Annotated in this window: 14 protein-coding genes, 1 tRNA gene and 1 pseudogene; 11 read left to right on the forward strand and 5 right to left on the reverse strand. The window is 71.4% G+C overall.

All coding sequences use genetic code 11. From position 1 onward, the window contains the following. The 6 genes from B7X32_RS07970 to B7X32_RS07995 all read left to right on the forward strand — a co-directional run. A partial coding sequence (locus B7X32_RS07970) for an aminotransferase class III-fold pyridoxal phosphate-dependent enzyme (RefSeq protein WP_292718337.1) occupies positions 1 to 308 on the forward strand: 308 nt, incomplete at its 5' end. Positions 309 to 437: 129 nt separating this feature from the next. Further along, complete coding sequence (locus B7X32_RS07975; RefSeq protein ID WP_292718339.1) at positions 438 to 1,838, forward strand: NAD(P)/FAD-dependent oxidoreductase; 1,401 nt, start codon at positions 438 to 440, stop codon at positions 1,836 to 1,838. Further along, on the forward strand, positions 1,835 to 2,791 hold the full coding sequence (locus B7X32_RS07980; RefSeq protein ID WP_292718340.1) for a universal stress protein: 957 nt from the start codon (positions 1,835 to 1,837) through the stop codon (positions 2,789 to 2,791). The genes B7X32_RS07975 and B7X32_RS07980 overlap by 4 nt, the downstream gene beginning before the upstream one ends. After that, complete coding sequence (locus B7X32_RS07985; protein WP_292718341.1) at positions 2,788 to 4,350, forward strand: APC family permease; 1,563 nt, start codon at positions 2,788 to 2,790, stop codon at positions 4,348 to 4,350. The genes B7X32_RS07980 and B7X32_RS07985 overlap by 4 nt, the downstream gene beginning before the upstream one ends. Positions 4,351 to 4,396: 46 nt before the next feature. After that, positions 4,397 to 5,860 (forward strand): NAD-dependent succinate-semialdehyde dehydrogenase, encoded by a 1,464-nt coding sequence (locus B7X32_RS07990; RefSeq protein ID WP_292718343.1) that lies wholly within the window; start codon positions 4,397 to 4,399, stop codon positions 5,858 to 5,860. An 87-nt stretch (positions 5,861 to 5,947) separates the two neighbouring features. Next, the gene (locus tag B7X32_RS07995; protein ID WP_292718344.1) at positions 5,948 to 7,309 is read left to right on the forward strand and encodes an NAD-dependent succinate-semialdehyde dehydrogenase; all 1,362 of its coding nucleotides are present in this window, start codon (positions 5,948 to 5,950) and stop codon (positions 7,307 to 7,309) included. Positions 7,310 to 7,711: 402 nt separating this feature from the next. Here the strand turns inward: B7X32_RS07995 and B7X32_RS08000 are convergent, their stop codons facing one another. After that, positions 7,712 to 8,314 carry a TetR/AcrR family transcriptional regulator gene (locus B7X32_RS08000; protein ID WP_292718345.1) on the reverse strand — a complete coding sequence of 201 codons (603 nt, stop codon included), beginning with the start codon at positions 8,312 to 8,314 and terminating at the stop codon, positions 7,712 to 7,714. A 57-nt stretch (positions 8,315 to 8,371) separates the two neighbouring features. Here B7X32_RS08000 and B7X32_RS08005 point away from each other — a divergent pair, with 57 nt between their 5' ends. After that, entirely contained in the window at positions 8,372 to 8,995 is a 624-nt protein-coding gene (locus B7X32_RS08005) for an NAD(P)H-binding protein (RefSeq protein ID WP_292718346.1), read from the forward strand. A gap of 87 nt (positions 8,996 to 9,082) precedes the next feature. Then, positions 9,083 to 10,807, forward strand: a complete 1,725-nt coding sequence (gene poxB / locus B7X32_RS08010; RefSeq protein ID WP_292718347.1) for a ubiquinone-dependent pyruvate dehydrogenase — start codon at positions 9,083 to 9,085, stop codon at positions 10,805 to 10,807. Between the two features lie 50 nt (positions 10,808 to 10,857). Here poxB and B7X32_RS08015 read toward each other — a convergent pair whose 3' ends face one another. Both B7X32_RS08015 and B7X32_RS08020 read right to left on the reverse strand, forming a co-directional pair. Further along, the gene (locus tag B7X32_RS08015) at positions 10,858 to 13,683 is read right to left on the reverse strand and encodes a hypothetical protein (protein WP_292718349.1); all 2,826 of its coding nucleotides are present in this window, start codon (positions 13,681 to 13,683) and stop codon (positions 10,858 to 10,860) included. Between the two features lie 77 nt (positions 13,684 to 13,760). Beyond that, positions 13,761 to 15,623 carry an HSP90 family protein gene (locus tag B7X32_RS08020; RefSeq protein ID WP_292718351.1) on the reverse strand — a complete coding sequence of 621 codons (1,863 nt, stop codon included), beginning with the start codon at positions 15,621 to 15,623 and terminating at the stop codon, positions 13,761 to 13,763. Positions 15,624 to 15,882: 259 nt separating this feature from the next. Between B7X32_RS08020 and B7X32_RS08025 the strand changes: the two genes are divergently transcribed. The 3 genes and pseudogenes from B7X32_RS08025 to B7X32_RS08035 form a co-directional block, all read left to right on the forward strand. Continuing rightward, positions 15,883 to 15,954: transfer RNA gene (locus tag B7X32_RS08025), tRNA-Trp, on the forward strand. A 39-nt stretch (positions 15,955 to 15,993) separates the two neighbouring features. Further along, entirely contained in the window at positions 15,994 to 16,269 is a 276-nt protein-coding gene (gene secE / locus B7X32_RS08030; protein ID WP_045272112.1) for a preprotein translocase subunit SecE, read from the forward strand. Between the two features lie 55 nt (positions 16,270 to 16,324). After that, a pseudogene (locus B7X32_RS08035) lies at positions 16,325 to 17,026 on the forward strand (transcription termination/antitermination NusG family protein); the annotation flags it as partial. Here B7X32_RS08035 and B7X32_RS08040 read toward each other — a convergent pair. After that, positions 16,954 to 17,424 (reverse strand): NRDE family protein, encoded by a 471-nt coding sequence (locus B7X32_RS08040; protein WP_292718353.1) that lies wholly within the window; start codon positions 17,422 to 17,424, stop codon positions 16,954 to 16,956. The pseudogene B7X32_RS08035 and the gene B7X32_RS08040 sit on opposite strands and share 73 nt — an antisense overlap. Beyond that, complete coding sequence (locus tag B7X32_RS08045) at positions 17,415 to 18,287, reverse strand: hypothetical protein (RefSeq protein WP_292718355.1); 873 nt, start codon at positions 18,285 to 18,287, stop codon at positions 17,415 to 17,417. Before B7X32_RS08045 ends, B7X32_RS08040 begins: the two co-directional genes overlap by 10 nt. Between the last annotated feature and the right edge of the window lie 41 nt (positions 18,288 to 18,328).

An 18,328-nucleotide genomic window follows, 5' to 3' on the forward strand; every position in this document is an offset into this window, starting at 1 on the left:
AGCGCGCCGTCGAGATCGGCGCGCTGCTCAAGGACCGCCTCGCCGCGATCCAGGCCGCCGACCCGCGCGTCGGCGACATCCGCGGACACGGCGCCATGATCGCCGCCGAGTTCGTGGACCCCGCCACCGGCGCCCCGGACGCGGCGCTCACCGGCGCCGTCGCGAAGGCCGCGATCGCCCAGGGCGTCATCGTCCTCACCTGCGGCACGTTCGGCAACGTGATCCGCTTCCTCCCGCCGCTGACGATCGGCGACGACCTTCTCAACGAAGGTCTCGACGTCATCGCCGAAGCCCTCGCGGCCCACTGAGACGTCCGGGCGCGATCGGGATCGGGGGATGCTGGATCGCGCCCGGCAACTTTTCTGTACACGCAAGACAACCAAGACGCAGCACCGCCTGCACCGCGCACGAACGCGCATCCGATGAAGGAGTCGAAATTGGCCGATATCACCCGTGACGTGCTCATCGTGGGAGCGGGCGCCGCAGGCACCACCGCCGCGAACGAACTGCGCAAGGCGGGTTTGTCGGTCGTGGTGCTGGAAGCCCGCGACCGTGTCGGCGGACGTCTGTGGACCGACGTCATCGAGGGCGCCATGCTCGAGATCGGCGGCCAGTGGGTCTCGCCCGACCAGGACGCGCTGATCGAGACGATCGACGAGCTGGGCCTGGAGACGTTCAGCCGCTACCGCGAGGGCGACAGCGTCTACGTCGGCCCCGACGGCGCGCTGCACCGCTTCACGGGTGAGATGTTCCCGGTCTCCCCGGAGACCGAGAAGGTCATCGCCGAGATCACAGAGCGCCTCGACGCCATGGTCGCCGAGATCGACCCCGACCGCCCCTACGCGCACCCGAAGGCCGCCGAGTGGGACTCGATCACCTGGGACGCGTGGCTGCGCGAGCAGAGCGACGACGACGAGGCCGTGCGCAACCTGGCGTTCGCGACCGGATCCGCGATGCTCACCAAGCCGACGCACGCGTTCTCGCTGCTCCAGTCGCTGCTGATGGCGGCATCCGCGGGCTCGTACTCGAACCTCGTCGACGCCGACTTCATCCTCGACAAGCGCGTCGTGGGCGGTCTGCAGCAGGTCCCGCAGCTGCTCGCCGAGCGCCTCGGCGACGACGTGCTGCTGAACCAGCCCGTGCGCACCCTCGAGTGGGGCGAGAACGGCGTCACCGCGACCACCGATTCCCTCACGGTCCGCGCCCGCTACGCGATCCTCGCGCACGCTCCCGTGCTCTACGACCGGATCTCCTTCGTGCCGTCGCTGCCGCGCCGTCAGCACCAGATGCACCAGCACCTGTCGATGGGCTTCGTGATCAAGGTGCACGCTGTCTACGACCGCCCGTTCTGGCGCGAGCAGGGCCTCTCCGGCACCGCGTTCAGCCCCTACGAGCTCGTGCACGAGGCGTACGACAACACCAACCACGCCGACGAGCGCGGCACCCTGGTCGGCTTCGTGAGCGACCAGAACGCCGACGACGTGTTCGAGCTGAGCGCCGAGGAGCGCAAGCAGCGCATCCTCGAGTCCCTCTCGCACTACTACGGCCCCGAGGCGAAGAACCCGGTCGTGTACTACGAGAGCGACTGGGGCACCGAGGAGTGGACCCGTGGCGCCTACGCCGCGAGCTTCGACATGGGTGGCCTGCACCGCTACGGGAAGGACCTCCGCTCCGCGGTGGGCCCGATCCACTTCGCGTGCTCCGACCTGGCCGGTGCGGGCTACCAGCACGTCGACGGCGCGATCCGCATGGGCCGCCTCGCCGCGTCCCAGATCCTCGAAGCGGACCGCTCCGCCGTCGCCGACGAGTTGCGCGAGCCCGCCCTGGATGGCGCATGACCCGAGCCATCGTCGTCGGCTTCCGCCCGACGAACTCCGGATCCGACGCCCTCGCGCTGGGCGTGCGGCTCGCGCGCAGCGCCGGAGCGCATCTGCACGTCGTGACGGTGCTGCCCCGTGAGGGGGCGCTGTCCGCCGCGGTGCCGCCGGAGCGCTCGTATGAGACGCACATCCAGAAGCAGGCGCGGACGTGGCTGCGCGACGCCGCCGGGCGCATCCCGGCCGGCGTCTCGCACTCCGGCCACGTGCGCCTGGGGGAGTCGTTCGCCGAGGGCCTCGTCGAGGCCGCGGAGGAGTTCGGGGCGGGGCTGATCGTGGTCGGCGCCGCCAACGGCGGACTGTTCGGCTACCACCGGATCGGGAGTGTCGCGAGCGAGCTGCTGCACTCCTCGCCGGTGCCCGTGGCGCTCGCCCCCGCGGGGCTCGCCCGCGGCATCGACGCCGACACCGACGTGTCCAGGGTGACGGCGGCGATCGGAACCAGGCCCGGCGCCGACGTGCTGCTGGACGCGGCCGTGCGGCTCGCCGCGATGACCGACAGCGGACTGCGGCTCATCTCGCTCGTGCCGTTCGACGTGCCGGCGGGCCTCGGCACGGGCGCGATGCGCCTGGTCGACGACGCGCTCGGCGAGGACGTGCTCGCCCGTGCGTCGGACGCGCTCCCCGAGGGCGTGGACGCCGAGCTCGAGCACGCACCGGGAGCGACCGTCGAGGAGGCCGTGGCGCGCCTGGCGTGGAAGCCCGGCGAGATGCTCATCGTGGGATCCAGCCGGCTCGCGCAGCCGCGCCGGCTCTTCCTCGGCTCGACGGCGGCCAAGATGCTGCACGTGCTGCCTGTCCCCATGATCGTCGTGCCGCGCACGAGTCACGACCCGCTCGCCGACGCCCCGGAGAAGGGCGAGCGAGCCGCGACCACCATCACCACCGACACCGAGAGGGGAGCCGACGCATGACCGCCACCGACGAGCGGACCGCCGTGCCGGTCGACGCGCCCTCCGATTCGGTGACCGGCGGGATCTCCCGCAAGGGCCTGAGCGTCGGCACGGTCGGCCTCCTCGGCGCGATCGTGATGGGCATCTCCTGCATCGCCCCCGCCTACACCTTCACCGCAGGGGTGGGCCCGACCGCCTCCGCCGTCGGCACCCAGGTGCCCGCCGTGCTGCTGGTCGGCTTCATCCCGATGCTGCTCGTGGCCTTCGGCTACCGCGAGCTGAACCGCGAGATGCCGGACTCCGGCACCTCCTTCACCTGGGCGACGCGCGCCTTCGGTCCGTGGATCGGCTGGATGGCCGGCTGGGGCCTCATCGCGGCGACCATCCTGGTGCTGTCGAACCTCGCCGGGATCGCGGTCGACTTCCTCTTCCTGCTGATCTCGCAGATCGCGCAGAACCCCGGGATCGCGGATCTCGCCTCCAACCCGTTCATCAACGTGGGCGTGTGCCTGCTGTTCATGCTCGGCGCGACCTGGATCTCGTACCGCGACATGCAGACCTCGCAGAAGCTGCAGTACGTGCTGGTCGGCTTCCAGCTCGTCGTGCTGCTGGTGTTCGCAGTGGTCGCGATCGTGCGCGGGGCGAGCGGCGACGCCTTCGACCCCACGCGCTTCGACATCCAGTGGTTCGATCCGTTCGCGATCTCCTCGGTCGGCGCCCTCGTCACCGGCCTCTCGCTGTCGATCTTCATGTTCTGGGGCTGGGACGTCACGCTCACCATGAACGAGGAGACGAAGGATCCAGAGCGCACGCCCGGTCGTGCTGCGACCACGACGGTGATCACCATCATCTCGGTCTACCTCCTGCTGACGATCGGCATGATCATGTTCGCGGGTGTCGGAACGGGTGCCCTGGGCCTCGGGAACGAAGGCATCCAGGAGAACGTGTTCTTCGCGCTGTCGGGTCCGATCATGGGGCCGCTCGCGTTCCTCGTGTCGCTCGCCGTGCTGACCTCCTCCGCGTCGTCGCTGCAGTCCACGTTCGTGAGCCCGGCGCGCACGCTGCTGGCGATGGGGCACTACGGTGCGCTGCCGCCGAAATTCGCCTCCGTGAGCCCGCGGTTCTTCACCCCCGGCTACGCGACCGTCGTCGCGGCGGTCGTGGCGAGCGCGTTCTACGCGATCATGCGCCTGGTGAGCGACACCGTGCTCTGGGACACAATCGCCGCCCTCGGGATCATGATCTGCTTCTACTACGGGATCACGGCGTTCGCCTGCGTGTGGTACTTCCGCAAGCAGTGGTTCGACTCGGCGCGGAACGTGTTCTTCACGTTCCTGTTCCCCCTCATCGGGGGGATCATCCTCTTCGGCATCTTCGTGCTGTCCCTCGTGGAGAGCTGGACGCCGGGGGCGACCGGCAGCGGATCGCAGATCGGAGGCGTCGGGCTGGTGTTCATCCTGGGCGTCTCTGTCATCCTGCTGGGCGTCGTGGTGATGATCGTCCAGTACTTCCGATCCCCGGGCTTCTTCCGCGGGGAGACGCTCACCATGGCCGCACCGGAGAGCCTGCGCCGCCGCTGAGGCGCGGCGCGCATACGCAACAGATATCGAGAAAGAAGGAGCACTCATGACCGATCAGGAGAAGACGCTGCTGGACAGCGTCCCCACCGGGCTCTACATCGCGGGCGAGTGGGTCGCCGCCGAGGGCGATAAGACCTTCGACGTGCGCGACCCCGCCACCAACGAGGTCGTGCGCACGATCGCCGACGCGTCGCCGGCGGACGGCATGCGGGCGCTCGACGCGGCCGTCGCCGCACAGGACTCCTGGGCCGCGACCCCGCCGCGCACGCGCAGCGACATCCTCCGCCGCGCGTTCGACCTCGTGCAGGCGCACAAGGAGGACCTCGCGCTGCTGATGACCGTCGAGATGGGCAAGCCGCTCGCGGAAGCCCGTGGCGAGGTCGGCTACGGCGGCGAGTTCCTGCGCTGGTTCAGCGAGGAGGCGGTGCGCATCGCCGGCCGCTACGGTCTGAACCCCGAGGGCACCGGCCGCATGGTCGTCTCGCAGCGTCCCGTGGGCCCGTCGTTCTTCGTCACCCCCTGGAACTTCCCGTTCGCGATGGCGACCCGCAAGATCGCCCCCGCGCTCGCGGCCGGCTGCACCGTCGTCATCAAGCCCCCGGCACTGACCCCGCTCACCACGATGTACTTCGTGAAGCTGCTCGAGGAGGCCGGCCTGCCCGCCGGCGTCGTGAACGTCGTGCAGACCTCGCGCTCCTCCGCGCTGTCGGCCCCGATCATCGCCGACCCGCGCCTGCGCAAGCTCTCCTTCACCGGATCCACCGAGGTCGGCCGCAAGCTCATCGCCCAGGCGGCGGAGGGCGTGCTGCGCGTGTCGATGGAGCTCGGCGGCAACGCCCCGTTCGTCGTCTTCGAGGACGCGGATCTGGACAAGGCCGTCGAAGGGGCCCTCGCGGCGAAGTTCCGCAACATCGGCCAGGCGTGCACGGCGGCCAACCGGTTCATCGTGCACCAGGACGTCGCGGACGAGTTCGCCCGGCGCATCACCGAGCGCGTCGACGCGATGAAGATCGGTCGCGGCACCGAGGAGGGCGTCTCGATCGGCCCGCTGATCGACCACGACGCGGTCGCCAAGGCGCAGGAGCTCGTCGGCGACGCCGTCGAGCGCGGTGCGACCCTGCTGTCCGGCGGCAAGGCGATCGAGGGCGTCGGATCCTTCTACGAGCCGACCGTGCTCGCGAACGTGCAGGCCGGCAGCGAGATCCTCCGCGAGGAGATCTTCGGCCCGGTGCTCGCGATCGCGACCTTCGCCGACGAGGCCGAGGCCGTGCGTCTCGCGAATGACACCGAGTACGGCCTGGTGTCCTACGTGTTCACGCAGGACCTCGCTCGCGGCCACCGGATGATCGACGCGCTCGAGACCGGCATGATGGGTCTGAACGTGGGCGTCGTCTCCAACGCGGCCGCTCCCTTCGGCGGCGTCAAGCAGTCCGGCGTCGGCCGCGAGGGCGGCTTCGAGGGCATCCACGAGTACCTGTCCACCAAGTACACGCTGATCCCGGTCGACTGAGACACCAGGACGGAACGCGGCGATCCCGCGGACGCCGCGTTCCGTCCCCTTCTGCCACCACGATCTGACCAACCGAAAGGAACCGGAATGACCGACTACGCCGTCGTCAACCCGGCCACGGGCGAGACCCTGGCCACCTACGAGACCTTCACCGACGCGCAGATCGAGGACGCTGTCGCGCGCGCCCACGCCGCGGCCGCGGTGTGGGCCGCCACGCCCGTCGCCGAGCGCGCCGCGGTCGTGCGCAAGATCGCCGAGGGGCACCGCGCCCGTCGTGACGAGTTCGCCGCGATCATCGTCCGCGAGATGGGCAAGCCCCTCGCCGCCGCCGTCGGCGAGGTCGACTTCGCCGCCGACATCATCGAGTTCTACGCCGACAACGCGGAGAAGATCACCGCCGACCAGCCGCTGGACATCCTCGGCGAGGGCACCGCGGTCATCCGCAAGGCGCCCCTCGGTGCGCTGTTCGGCATCATGCCGTGGAACTTCCCGGCCTACCAGGTCGCCCGGTTCGCCGGCCCGAACCTGGCGATCGGCAACACGATCATCCTCAAGCACGCACCGCAGTGCCCCGAGTCGGCGGCGCTGCTCGAGGAGATCTACCGCGACGCCGGCCTTCCCGACGGCGCCTACGTGAACGTGTACGCCACGAACGAGCAGTCCGCGACGATCGTCGCGGACCCGCGCGTGCAGGGCGTCTCGGTGACCGGATCCGAGCGCGCCGGTGCGGCCGTCGCCGAGGTGGCCGGACGCAACCTGAAGAAGGTCGCGCTCGAGCTCGGCGGATCCGACCCGTTCATCCTGCTGTCCACCGACGACCTGGACGCCACGGTGCAGGCCGCGGTCGACGCGCGCCTGGACAACAACGGCCAGGCCTGCAACGGCGCCAAGCGCTTCATCGTCGTCGACGGGCTCTACGACGCGTTCGTGGAGAAGGCCGTCGCGGCGATGTCCGCGGTGACGCCGGCCGACCCGACGCAGGAGGACACGGTGCTCGGCCCGCTGGTCTCGGAGGCCGCCGCGATCAACCTGCAGAAGCAGGTCGACGAGGCGGTGGCGCAGGGCGCGACCCTGCTCACCGGAGGCACCCGCGACGGCGCGTTCTACGCGCCGACGCTGCTCGCCGACGTGACGCCCGCGATGGACGTGTACCGCGAGGAGCTGTTCGGCCCGGCGGCCGTGGTCTACCGCGTGGCGGACGAGGACGCGGCGGTCGCGCTCGCGAACGACACCTCGTTCGGGCTCGGCTCCTACGTGTTCACCACCGACGAGGCGCAGGCCGAGCGCGTGGCGAACAGCATCGAAGCGGGCATGGTCTACGTCAACGTCGTGCTCGCCGACAGCCCGGAGCTGCCCTTCGGCGGCGTGAAGCGCAGCGGCACCTCGCGCGAGCTGGGGCTGCTGGCGGCGGACGAGTTCGTGAACAAGAAGCTCATCCGCGTGGCCTGATCCGGCCACGGGAAAGGGGCGGGCGTCGCAGATCCAGCGGCGCCCGCCCCTTCGTCGTTCCCGATCTGCGACGGGAGCCGCCCTCCACCCGCTCCCGTCGCAGAAGGTGCCGTTTTGGGCGCGTGAAAGCGGCGGTTTGTGCGACGGGAGCGTCCTTCCACCCGCTCCCGTCGCGGAAGGTGCCGCTTTGGGCGCGCGAAAGCGGCATCCGTTGCGACGGGAGCCGCCCTCCACCTGCTCCCGTCGCGGAAGGTGCCGTTTTGGGCGCGTGAAAGTGGCGGTTTGTGCGACGGGAGCGTCCCTCCACCCGCTCCCGTCGCAGAAGGTGCCGCTATGGGCGCGTGAAAGCGGCATCCGTTGCGACGGGAGCGTCAAGATCAGCCCTGGCTACGGGATCCGCGCTCAGCCGGGCTCGGTCGCGAGCGCCGGGAGCACCGTGTCAACGATGCCGGCGGCGATGCTCTCGGCGTCGGGCACGGCGTCGAGGCCCTCGAACGCGGCGAGGAAACCCTGATGGAACGCCGCTCCGACGAGCACGCGCGCGGCGGAGGCGGTGTCGGCGTCCGCCCGGATCCGGCCGGCGTCCTGTTCCGCGACCAGACGGGCGCGGACGCCGTCGATCACGGTCGCGGGGCCGCCGCCGTGCGCGGCGACGCCGGCACGGTGCTCGGCCAGCAGCGCCGGAGAGCCGAAGATCGACGCCGCGATCGGGAAGGTGCGGGTGAAGAACGCCATGAGATCGGAGACCAGCGCGGCGAGCCCGGCGGCGAGGCTCTCGCCCCCGGCGTCGCCCTCGAAGCGGGCCCGCGGGGCGCGCTCCCGCAGCACGCTGAGGAACAGCTGCTGCTTGTCGGCGAAGTGCTTGTACAGCATCGCCTCGGACAGGCCCGCCTGTGCGGCGATGAGCTTCGTCGTGGTGTTCGCGAGCCCCCGTTCGCGCATCACGAGGAGTGCGGCATCGAGGATCCGCTCGCGGGATGAGGGGGAGGGGAGCGATGCGGCCATGATCCGAGTATAGTGAGTGAGTAATCACTCACCCCTGGGCAAGAGAAGGAGAAGCGGATGCGCGTCGTCATCGTGGGAGCATCGGGTCGATCGGGCAGGGCCGCGGTCGCGCATGCCCTCGCCGCCGGTCACGAGGTCGTCTCGGTCGTGCGCAGGCCCGAGTCCGCGCCGGAGGGGACGATCGTCGCCACTGCGGACGCCCGGGACGTCGCCGCCCTCACCGCCGCTCTGCGCGGCGCCGATGCGGTGATCTCCGCGATCGGGCACGTCCGCGCGGACGGCGATGTCGTGCTGCTCCAGGAGGGCATGGCGGCGCTCCTCGCGGCGATGGCCGCGGCCGGGGTGTCCCGTGTGGTCGCCGTCTCCGCGTCGGGGGCGTACGTGGCGCAGGACGATCCGCTGTCCCGCTTCGTCGCGAAGCCCATCCTCGAGCGCGTGCTGAAGGCGAACAACACGGACACCAGGGCGATGGATGCGGCCCTCGCCGCCAGCGCTGCGGACTGGACCAGCCTGCGCCCCTCCCGCCTCATCCCCGGCGCGGGCGCCGAGGATTACCGGGTGGGCATCGACCGCACCGTGCGCTGGCACTACAGCACTCGCTTCGACACGGTGGGGCGGGCGGCGGTGGAGGCCCTGTCGCGCCCGGAGTGGATCCGGCACGCCGTCTACATCACGGAGTAGCGCGCCACATCACGGAGTAGCGCGGCCCCACCCTCGGCCTGCGGGCGTAGCCTCGGAGTGTCCTGTTCGCTTTCACGAGAGGCCGCCATGACCACCGTCGCCGAGAACATCGTCAGCACCCTCCGCGCGAACGGGGTGAAGCGCGTATACGGGATCCCCGGGGACTCCCTGAACGGCTTCACCGACGCTCTGCGCAAGGACGGCGCCCTCCGCTGGGTGCACGTGCGCCATGAGGAGACCGCCGCCTTCGCCGCGGCCGCGGAGGCCGCGCTGACGGGGGAGCTCGCGGTCGTCGCCGGATCCTGCGGGCCCGGCAACCTGCACCTCATCAACGGCCTCTACGACGCCAACCGCTCGCGGGTGCCCGTGCTCGCGATCGCCGCGCACATCCCCACCAGCGAGATCGGCACGCAGTACTTCCAGGAGACCCATCCGCAGGAGCTGTTCCGCGAGTGCAGCGTCTACGTCGAGTACGTGTCGGATCCGGTGCAGATGCCCCGGCTGCTGCAGATCGCGATGCGTCAGGCGATCGAGAAGCGCGGGGTGGCCGTGCTCGTCATCCCGGGGGACATCGCGCTCGCGCAGGCCGAGGACGATCGCGTGACCGTGATCGAGCGCAGCAGGCCCGTGGTGGTGCCGAGCGGCGCAGAGCTGGAGCGCGCGGCGACCCTGCTGAACGCCGCGTCCAAGGTGACGATCCTCGCCGGCGCCGGAGCGGAGGGGGCGCACGACGAGATCGTGGCCCTCGCGGACCGTCTCGCCGCGCCCGTCGTGCACGCCCTGCGCGGCAAGGAGTTCGTGGAGTACGACAACCCCTTCGACGTGGGCATGACGGGCCTTCTCGGCTTCGCCTCCGGCTACCGGGCGATGGACGGCGCCGACGCCCTGCTGATCCTCGGATCCGACTTCCCCTATCCGCAGTTCTACCCGGCGAACGCGACCACGATCCAGGTCGACATCCGCGGGGAGAACCTCGGGCGTCGCCACCCTCTGGATCTGGGCCTCGTCGGCGATGTCGGCGCGACCGCGGCGGCGCTGCTGCCGCGGCTCAAGGCCGACCGCCGGCGCGCGCACCTCGACGACGCCACGGCGCACTACCGCAAGACCCGCGCCAAGCTCGACGAGCTCGCGGTGCCCTCGCGCGGCAAGGCGCCGATCCACCCGCAGTACCTGGCACGTCTGCTCGACGAGGCCGCAGCGGACGACGCGGTCTTCACCGCCGACGTGGGCTCTCCCACGGTCTGGGCCGCCCGCTACCTGCACATGAACGGCCGGCGACGGCTCATCGGATCGTTCAACCACGGATCCATGGCGAACGCCCTGCTGCACGGCATCGGCGCGCAGGCCACCGAGCCAGATCGTCAGGTGGTGGCCCTCGCGGGCGACGGCGGGCTCACGATGATGCTCGGCGAACTCATCTCGCTCACCCAGAACCGGCTGCCGGTCAAGACGATCGTGGTGAACAACTCCTCGCTCAACTTCGTGGAGCTGGAGATGAAGGCCGCGGGCTTCGTGAACTACGGCACCGATCTGCGCAATCCCGACTTCGCTGCCGTCGCGGAGGCCATGGGTATCTTCGGACGTCGCGTGGAGCGCAGCGAGGACCTGCCGGGCGCGCTCGCCGAAGTGCTCGCGCACGACGGGCCCGCGGTCCTGGACGTCGTGACCGAACGGCAGGAGCTGTCCATGCCGCCCGCCGTGAACGCCGAGCAGGTCAAGGGCTTCGCGCTGTACGCGATCCGCACCGTGCTGTCCGGGCGCGGCGACGAGCTGCTCGACCTGGCGAAGGCCAACTGGCGCCAGCTGTTCTGAGAGGGCGGATCCGGTCCCGCGGTCTCGCCCGGGACCGGATCCGCTCCGACTCAGTCCTCGGCGAGCCGGCGCGCCTCGGCGGCCTCGGCGTCGCGGCCGAGACCCTGCAGCACGTCGCCCAGCTCGAGAGCGGCGATCTGGCGCAGCGGCGGGATGTCCGCCGCCTGGTCGAGCACCGCGCGGTAGGCGGCGACGGCATCGGCCGAGCGCCCTCCGCCGTTGAGCGCGCGGGCGGCGAGCAGCGCGGATCCACCCGCGGACTGCGCGTCGCCGACGGCGGCGAACGCGTCCGAGGCCGTGAGCGCCGCGGCCACGCCCTCGTCCACGCGCTCGGCCGACAGCAGCGCCCGTGCGCGGGAGTCGGTGACGTCGGCGACGACCCAGTCCGCGTCGTTCGCCCGCGCGACGGCCTCGACCTCGTCGAACAGCGCGAAGGCGCGAGGATCCTGCTGCGCGCCGTACGACTGCCCGAGGTTGTGCAGCACCTCGACGACGGCCGCCGGGGCGTCCTCGGCCGTGCGGACGATCGCCGCGGCCTCCTCGAGGGTCTCGACGGCCTGCTCCCGCTCGTCGTACTGGGCGAGGATCTGCGCGCGGTTCATCAGGGCGAGCGCCTGGTCGGCGGGGTTCCCGGCCTCGCCGAACAGCTCGGCCGCATAGCCGAACGCGCCGTACGCCTGCCCGCCCTCGCCAGCGGCGCGCAGAGAGCGCGCGAGCATGATCGCGGTCATCGCCCTGCTGCCCGCGGGGACCTCGTCTGCCTCCTCGAGCTGCAGCACCTCGCCGAAGAGCTCCGCGGCCTCCTCCACGGCTCCGGAGTTCAGCATGCTGCGCGCCACCCGGTACTTCGCTCCGGCGACGTCGCCGCCGTGCTGCTCCAGCAGGCGGGCGCCGACGCGGTAGCGCGCGAGCGCCTGCTCGGGCTCCTCGGCGTCCTCCCAGAGGGCGCCGGCGAGCATCTGCGCCCCGGCGAGGCGCGACATGCTGCCGAGCTCCGCCAGGATGCGCCCGGCCTCGTCGGCATCGGCCGCGCCCTCGGCGAACGCGCCGCGCCCGCCGAGGACGCGGGCGCGCATCTCGAGCATCCGCGCTCGCACGCCGCGCGTGATCGCGGGGTCGGCCAGCAGCGCGTCGATCCGTGCGAGCGCCTCGTCGACCCGCTCGGCGCGCAGCAGCGCCATCGCCGCGGCGATCTCGGCGCCGTGCCCGAGGCGCGCGTCCCCCGCCTCCGCGAAGAGGGCCGCCGCCTGCTCGGAGAGCTCGAGCGCCGCGGCGGGATCCTCGTCGCCGAGCTCGAACGCCAGGGTGAGTGCGATGTCGCCCCGCGCCGCGGGAGGCAGGGCGGCGGGCCCGGACGGATCCGCGGATGCCGCGAACAGTTCGGCGAGGGCGGCGCTGTCGGACTCGGTCGCGGCGCCGAACAGGGCCAGCCCGAACCGCTCCTCGACGTCGGCCTGCGCGTCGAGGCCGGCGGCGCGCAGAGACCGGATCCGGTCGGGCAGGAGCTCGGTCGCCTCGTCGATGCGCTCCAGGTTCACCAGGGCGGCGAGCCGCTGCCCCGTGAGCACCGCGCGGCGTTCGGCATCGACCCGGTCGATCACGTGCGCCAGGGCGTCCAGCGTGTCGGCGGCCGCGCCGTAGCCGGCGAGGTCGAGCACGCGGCGGTACCAGCCCTCGTCGTCGGTCGGCGTCGCCTCCACCGCGGGCGCTGCGAACACGTCGCTGCGGATCGGCACGTCGTAGCGCTCGCCGGCGGTCTTCCGCGCGAACGCCAGCCTCCGCGCGTGGTTGTCGGTGCCGTCGCGCTCGTCGAACCGCACGCCGATCCGCTCCGCCGCGGCCCAGGCGGCAGCCGCGAGCTCGGCGGCGGACCACACGGCGCCGTCCGTGCCGTCGTGCGCGCCGAAGAAGCGCTCCAGGTCGGGGGAGTCGGCCCCGCGCACCGGCGTCGTGCCGTGGCCCGCCGCCGTGACGGCGTCGAGGGCGGTCCCGATCGCGGTGAGCATGCGGAAGTGGCCCTGCGCGTTCAGGGCGTCGTGGGCGAGCCAGGGGAGGTGCCGCTCGATGAGGGTGAGCGCGCGGGGCTCGTTGCCGGTCAGCGCGCAGAACCGGATGCTGTTCGCGATCGCGGTGAGCAGATCGGGGTTGTCCTTCGCGAGCCGGTAGCTGCGCAGGTGCGCCGCACGGGCCTGCTCGCCACGGCCGAGGCGGAGGTACGGGAGCAGCGAGACCGAGAGGGCGTGCTCCGGCTCCTCGCCGCAGGAGAAGCCGCCCTCGAGCATCTCCTCGACGAGGCGGATCGCGTCCTCGTCGCGGCCCGTGTCGGCGAAGAACCCGGCGACCTGGCTCCGTCCGCACGCGTCGCAGTGGCTGTGCGAGTCGCGCGGCGTGGCCTCCAGCTGCACACGCAGCCGCTCGGCGTCGTCCATCCGCCCCGCCGCGTGCGCATCCTCGAAGCGCGCCATCAGCACGCCGCTCATGCCGAGCCCCGCGGTGCGGTAGTGCGCCTCCATGTCGTCCAGGACCGCCGCGATCTGCTCCGGCGAGAACGCGGGCGAGCTGCGCAGCGAAGACGCCATCCACTTGAACTGCCACATCAGGTCGGCCGCGCCGTTGTCGATGTCGGCGGGGAACCGGGCCGGATCCGCGTCGTGGTGCGCGAGGCACCAGGCGAACGAGCTCAGCATCAGGTCGGTGAGCCCTCCCATGTTCGCCGAGGCGGTCTGCCGCATCCTGGCGTGGTATTCGAGCTGCTCGTCGCCGATCTCCTGCGCGAGCGCGACGGCCTCGGCGACGAGAGCCTGCTCCTGAGGGCCCCAGGGCGTGCGGTCGATCTCCGCGAGGAGCCGGTCGAGCTGCGTCTTCTGTTCTGCCATGGGTTCCTCCGGATGTGCGGACCCGCCGTGGGCGTGGGAAGTGCGGTCCCGCCGTAGGCGGGGAGGGATGCCCGCCGTCAGGACGGGGCGAGGGGATCGGGGTCTTCGGCGAGCGGGGGCAGCTCGAGGCCGGTCACGCCGGCCGACAGCGCGACGAGATCGGACAGCGCGCCGGTCATGAGCACCCTGTCTGCGTCGCCGAGCGGTCGGTGCCCGGCGAGCAGCGCCTGGATGTACAGCAGCTGCACGGTGCGGGCGAACACCGCGTCGTCGGCGACCGCGCTCAGCGAGCGCACCACGCGGTTGCCCCAGTTCAGGCACAGCCGGGCCGCGAGGTCGTCGTCCCTGTCCTCACCCACCGCGCCGTCGATGCGGTCCAGCACGCCGCCCCAGAGCGACCCCGTGATGCCCTTGGTCCTCGTGCGGTCGATGCGGCGCAGCACCGTCGGATCCGCGACGTACAGCGACGGCAGCTCGGGCTGGTCGATCGTGCGCACCACGACGGCGCAGCCGACCTCGGCCAGCACGGCGGCGGCGCGGTCCTCGAGCGCGACCGCCGCGGCCCTGTCGTCCAGCGGCGGAGGGTCCAGCCGGTCCAGTTCGCCCACGACGTCGACGCGCTCGACCGTCACGGCCGGATACAGCTCAGGGAGGCGGCGGATCAGATCCGCGTCGTACAGGTAGCCGCCGTTCACCAGGATCTGTTCGGCGCGGCTGATGCCGGCGACCTGGCGGAACTCGTCGACGGTCTCGGCGTAGCGGATCCGCTCGTAGCGCTCGACGAGATCCCCGACGCTCATCGTCCCGTGCGTGGTCTCGACGGTCAGCCAGCGCGTGATGAACCGGGCGAGCTCGTCGTCGTGCCGGATGAGGGACTTGAGCCCCACCTCGTGCACCGCGACGAACTGGGCGAGCCGGTGCGGCGCGCTCAGGCCCAGCTCGAGCACCCAGCGCCGGAGCGCCCCGCCCAGCTGCTGCCGCACGAGTGCGAGCGCCTCGTCGTCGACGAGCGACTCCCTGCTCGCGGTGGGGTTGAGGCCGGTCGAGTCGATCACCGCGCGCACGAAGAACGCCCACTCCGGCAGCACGTCGTCGGCGCGCTCGGAGAGCAGCATGCGGCCGAGGTACATCCGCGTCGCCTGGCGGGCTCCCGGCGGGGGAGCGAAGGGCAGCACGTACGCGACGCCGCGCGTGCCGGTCGCGGGCTCGGCGAGCTCGATGACGTCGAGCGGAGCGGATCCGATCAGCTCGCGGCCGTAGGCGACCGTCGCGGCCGGATCCTGCCGTGCGTCGAGGAACGGCGCGTCATGCGTGATCCGCACGTCGCCGCCGGGCAGCTCCAGCAGCACGGTCGTGGGCAGGAACTCGGCGAAGGTCGTGGCGAGTTCGCGCACGGCGTCCGCGCGGAGCAGGTCTCCGGCGTCGAATCGCGGCACGAGATGCACGCTCGTGCCGACGGGCAGCTCGTCGTCGAGTTCGCGCACCCGGAACGTGCCGTCCGCGGATCCGACCCACTCGACGGCGCGTCCGCCCCTGGCGCTGCGGGAGCGGATCACGATCTCGTCCGCCACCATGAAGCAGCTGAGCAGGCCGATGCCGAACTGGCCGAGGTAGTCGCTGCGGGGCAGGTCGAAGATGTCCCGCTTGGAGCTGCGGCCCACGGTCGCGAGCAGCTCGGCGACCTCGCTCGCGGTGAGGCCGACGCCGTCGTCGGTCAGGACGAACTCGCCGCCCTCCGCCGGGAGCGGCCTGATCCGGATGGTGCCGCCGTGCCCGTCGACCTCACGCCGTGCGGCGATCGCGTCGCGGGCGTTCTGCAGCAGTTCGCGGAGGTACACGCGGGGTCCGGAGTAGATATGCCGGCTGAGCAGGTCGACGACGCCGCGCAGGTCCACCTGGAACTGCTGTGATTCCGCGCGTGCCGGATCCTCCGCCGCCATCGATTCTCCCTCCGCGGACGCAGCGTCCATGAGGGAGGCGCGGCCGTATGGCGAGCCTAACAACCCCGCGCCGGAGGTCGCCGTGCGGTCGGGCGCGGAGGCTGCGGGGATGGGCGTGCCGCGCCCGGGATGCGGCCCCGGTTCGGAGGGCCGGTGCGGATGCCGTACACTGGACGAGCAGTTGTTGTCTGCATTCTTTCGCCGTGCCCCGGGTCTCCCGGAACGCGGAGGGGATGCGGGCAGAGATCTCCGGATCTCTAGGGCGGTAGCTCAATTGCAGAGCAGCGGTCTCCAAAACCGCAGGTTGCAGGTTCGATTCCTGTCCGCCCTGCGCGTCGGCGCGCAGCCGGCACACGAAAGGTACTCGAGGATGGTTCAGGACGCATCGGGCGCTGTGGTTCCCACGGCGAACGGCGGCGCGGGCCGCGACAAGAAGCTCGGCTTCTTCGGTCGCATCGCGCTGTTCTTCCGTCAGGTGATCGCCGAGCTCCGCAAGGTGGTCACCCCCACGCGCAAGGAGCTCGTCAAGTACACCCTGGTCGTACTGGGCTTCGTCATCGTGATGATGGCCCTCGTGTACGGGCTGGACATGGCCTTCTCGTGGCTGACGACGCAAGTCTTCGGGGTTCCCGGGAAAACCGCGTGATCCCGCGGCCCGGCGGCATCTGACCCCGGGCCGAACCTGAAGGAGAGTAGAACCAGTGTCCGAACGCGAACGATATCTCGGGGACGACGTGGACTGGGCGACCGCCGCCGAGCAGTCCAGCGAGGACGACGAGGCCCAGGAGGGCGACATCCTCGCCTTCGAGGAGCGCGCCGTCACGCCCGCCGAGCGGGTCGCCCTGCACATCGAGGGCGACGAGGACGACGACGTGGACGAAGAAGACATCGACATCGAAGAAGACCCGGAGGCAGACGCGATCGTGAACGACGCTCTCAACCTTGACGAGGCGGCCGAGTCCGAGGCCGCCGCAGAGGTTCTCAACGACTCCGTGGCCGAAGAGGCCGCCGATCGTGAGGCCGCGGCCGCCGATGAGGTGGCCCCCTACGACGGTCCCGACGTGAACGGCGACGAGGACCAGTCCGACGACGAGGCCGCGGAGGAGGACCCGTACGAGGCCTTCCGCCTGGACCTGCGCATGCTCCCCGGCAAGTGGTACGTCATCCACTCCTACGCCGGCTTCGAGCGCAAGGTGAAGGCCAACATCGAGCAGCGCAAGTCGACGCTCGAGGTCGAGGACGACATCTACCAGATCGAGGTCCCGATGGAGGACGTCGTCGAGATCAAGAACGGGCAGCGCAAGATGGTCACGCGCGTCCGTATTCCCGGCTACGTGCTCGTGCGCATGGAGCTCAACGAGGACACGTGGTCCGTCGTGCGGCACACGCCCGGCGTCACCGGCTGCACCCGCGGCTCCGGGCGGTTGCCGAGGTAGAACGCCGCGTGCGCATCGAAGGTGAGCAGGTTGAACGGCCGGTAGTGCGCCGCATCGGCGCGCAGGTGCGCGGCATGCGCCGCCGCGTCGTCGGTGCCGGTGAGGTAATCCACCGCCAGCAGCCCGCGCGAACGTCCCAACTGCGGATCGCGCGGGTCGCGCACGTTGGTCACCACCGCGCAGCGACCCGCGTCGGTCACCCCAAGCCAGGTGCCGCCGGCTTCGAGGTCGCGGCCGGCGGCCATCGCCGTATCCGGCCAGCGTGCCAGCGGCTCACTGGGCCGGCCGTGGAACTCGTCGCGATTGCCGGCGAGCACCAGCCGCCAGCGGGGATGGGCGTTCCAGGCGAAACCGATCAGGCACATGCCGCGCGTCGCCGCACCGCCTCGACCCAGCGCGCGGCAACCCGCGGCGTGGTCATGCAGACCGCCTCGTCGGTGACCGTGGTGACGGCGCGCTCAAGCAGCTGGATGTCCGCCTCGTGCTGCCGCGGCACGTGCGGGTCCTCGAAGAAGATCGCGCGCTGGCAGCGATGCTCCAGCACCAGGTCGGCAATTTGCGCGTCGCCGCCCATCGGGCCGCTCTGGTAGCGCTGCACCCATTCCCGGTCGGCCGGCCAACCGCGGCTCCACGCCAGTTCGTTCAGGCGCTGGCCGGTGGTTCCGGTGGCCACGCGTCCGGCGAAACGTGACAGCACGTCGAACTGCTCGGCGGCGTAGGCCAGCATCTGCGGCTTCATCGCGTCGTGTGCGATCAACGCCAGCGTCTGCGTCTCCAGGGCATGCAGCGCGTCGGCACCGGGATCGGGCGGCAGGCCGGCGTGCACGCGCTCCATCTCGATCCAGTCGCGCGCCGAGGCCACGGTGGAGATGAACGGCTTGCCGTGGATCACGCACTGGCGCTTGAGCGCCACCGCCTCGGGAAAGATCGAGGAGGGATCGACCGGGTCGATCAGGTAGATCGCCCCGTCCAGTGTGCGCTCCGGCCCCATCCCGACCACCTCGGCGACCAGCTTCATCAGGCCGCCGGCGCGCCCGTACGGGTAGCGCTTCAGGCCTTCGTAGCCGAACAGGATGCGCTCGCCGGCCAGCGCGTCGTAGGTGCGGCCGACCGCATGCAGGTCCACCCCCAGCTCGCGAATGCCCCGCTCGCAGGCGCGCAGCCAGCGGAACAGCGCGGCCTCGCGGTGACTGTGGTGGAGACGGTTGGCGGCAAGGCCCAGGCGCATCGTTTTTCTGCTCCGATCGGATAGTCAGCCGAAGAACCAAT

This window comes from Microbacterium sp. 13-71-7, assembly GCF_002257455.1.
Taxonomy (GTDB): Bacteria; Actinomycetota; Actinomycetes; order Actinomycetales; family Microbacteriaceae; genus Microbacterium.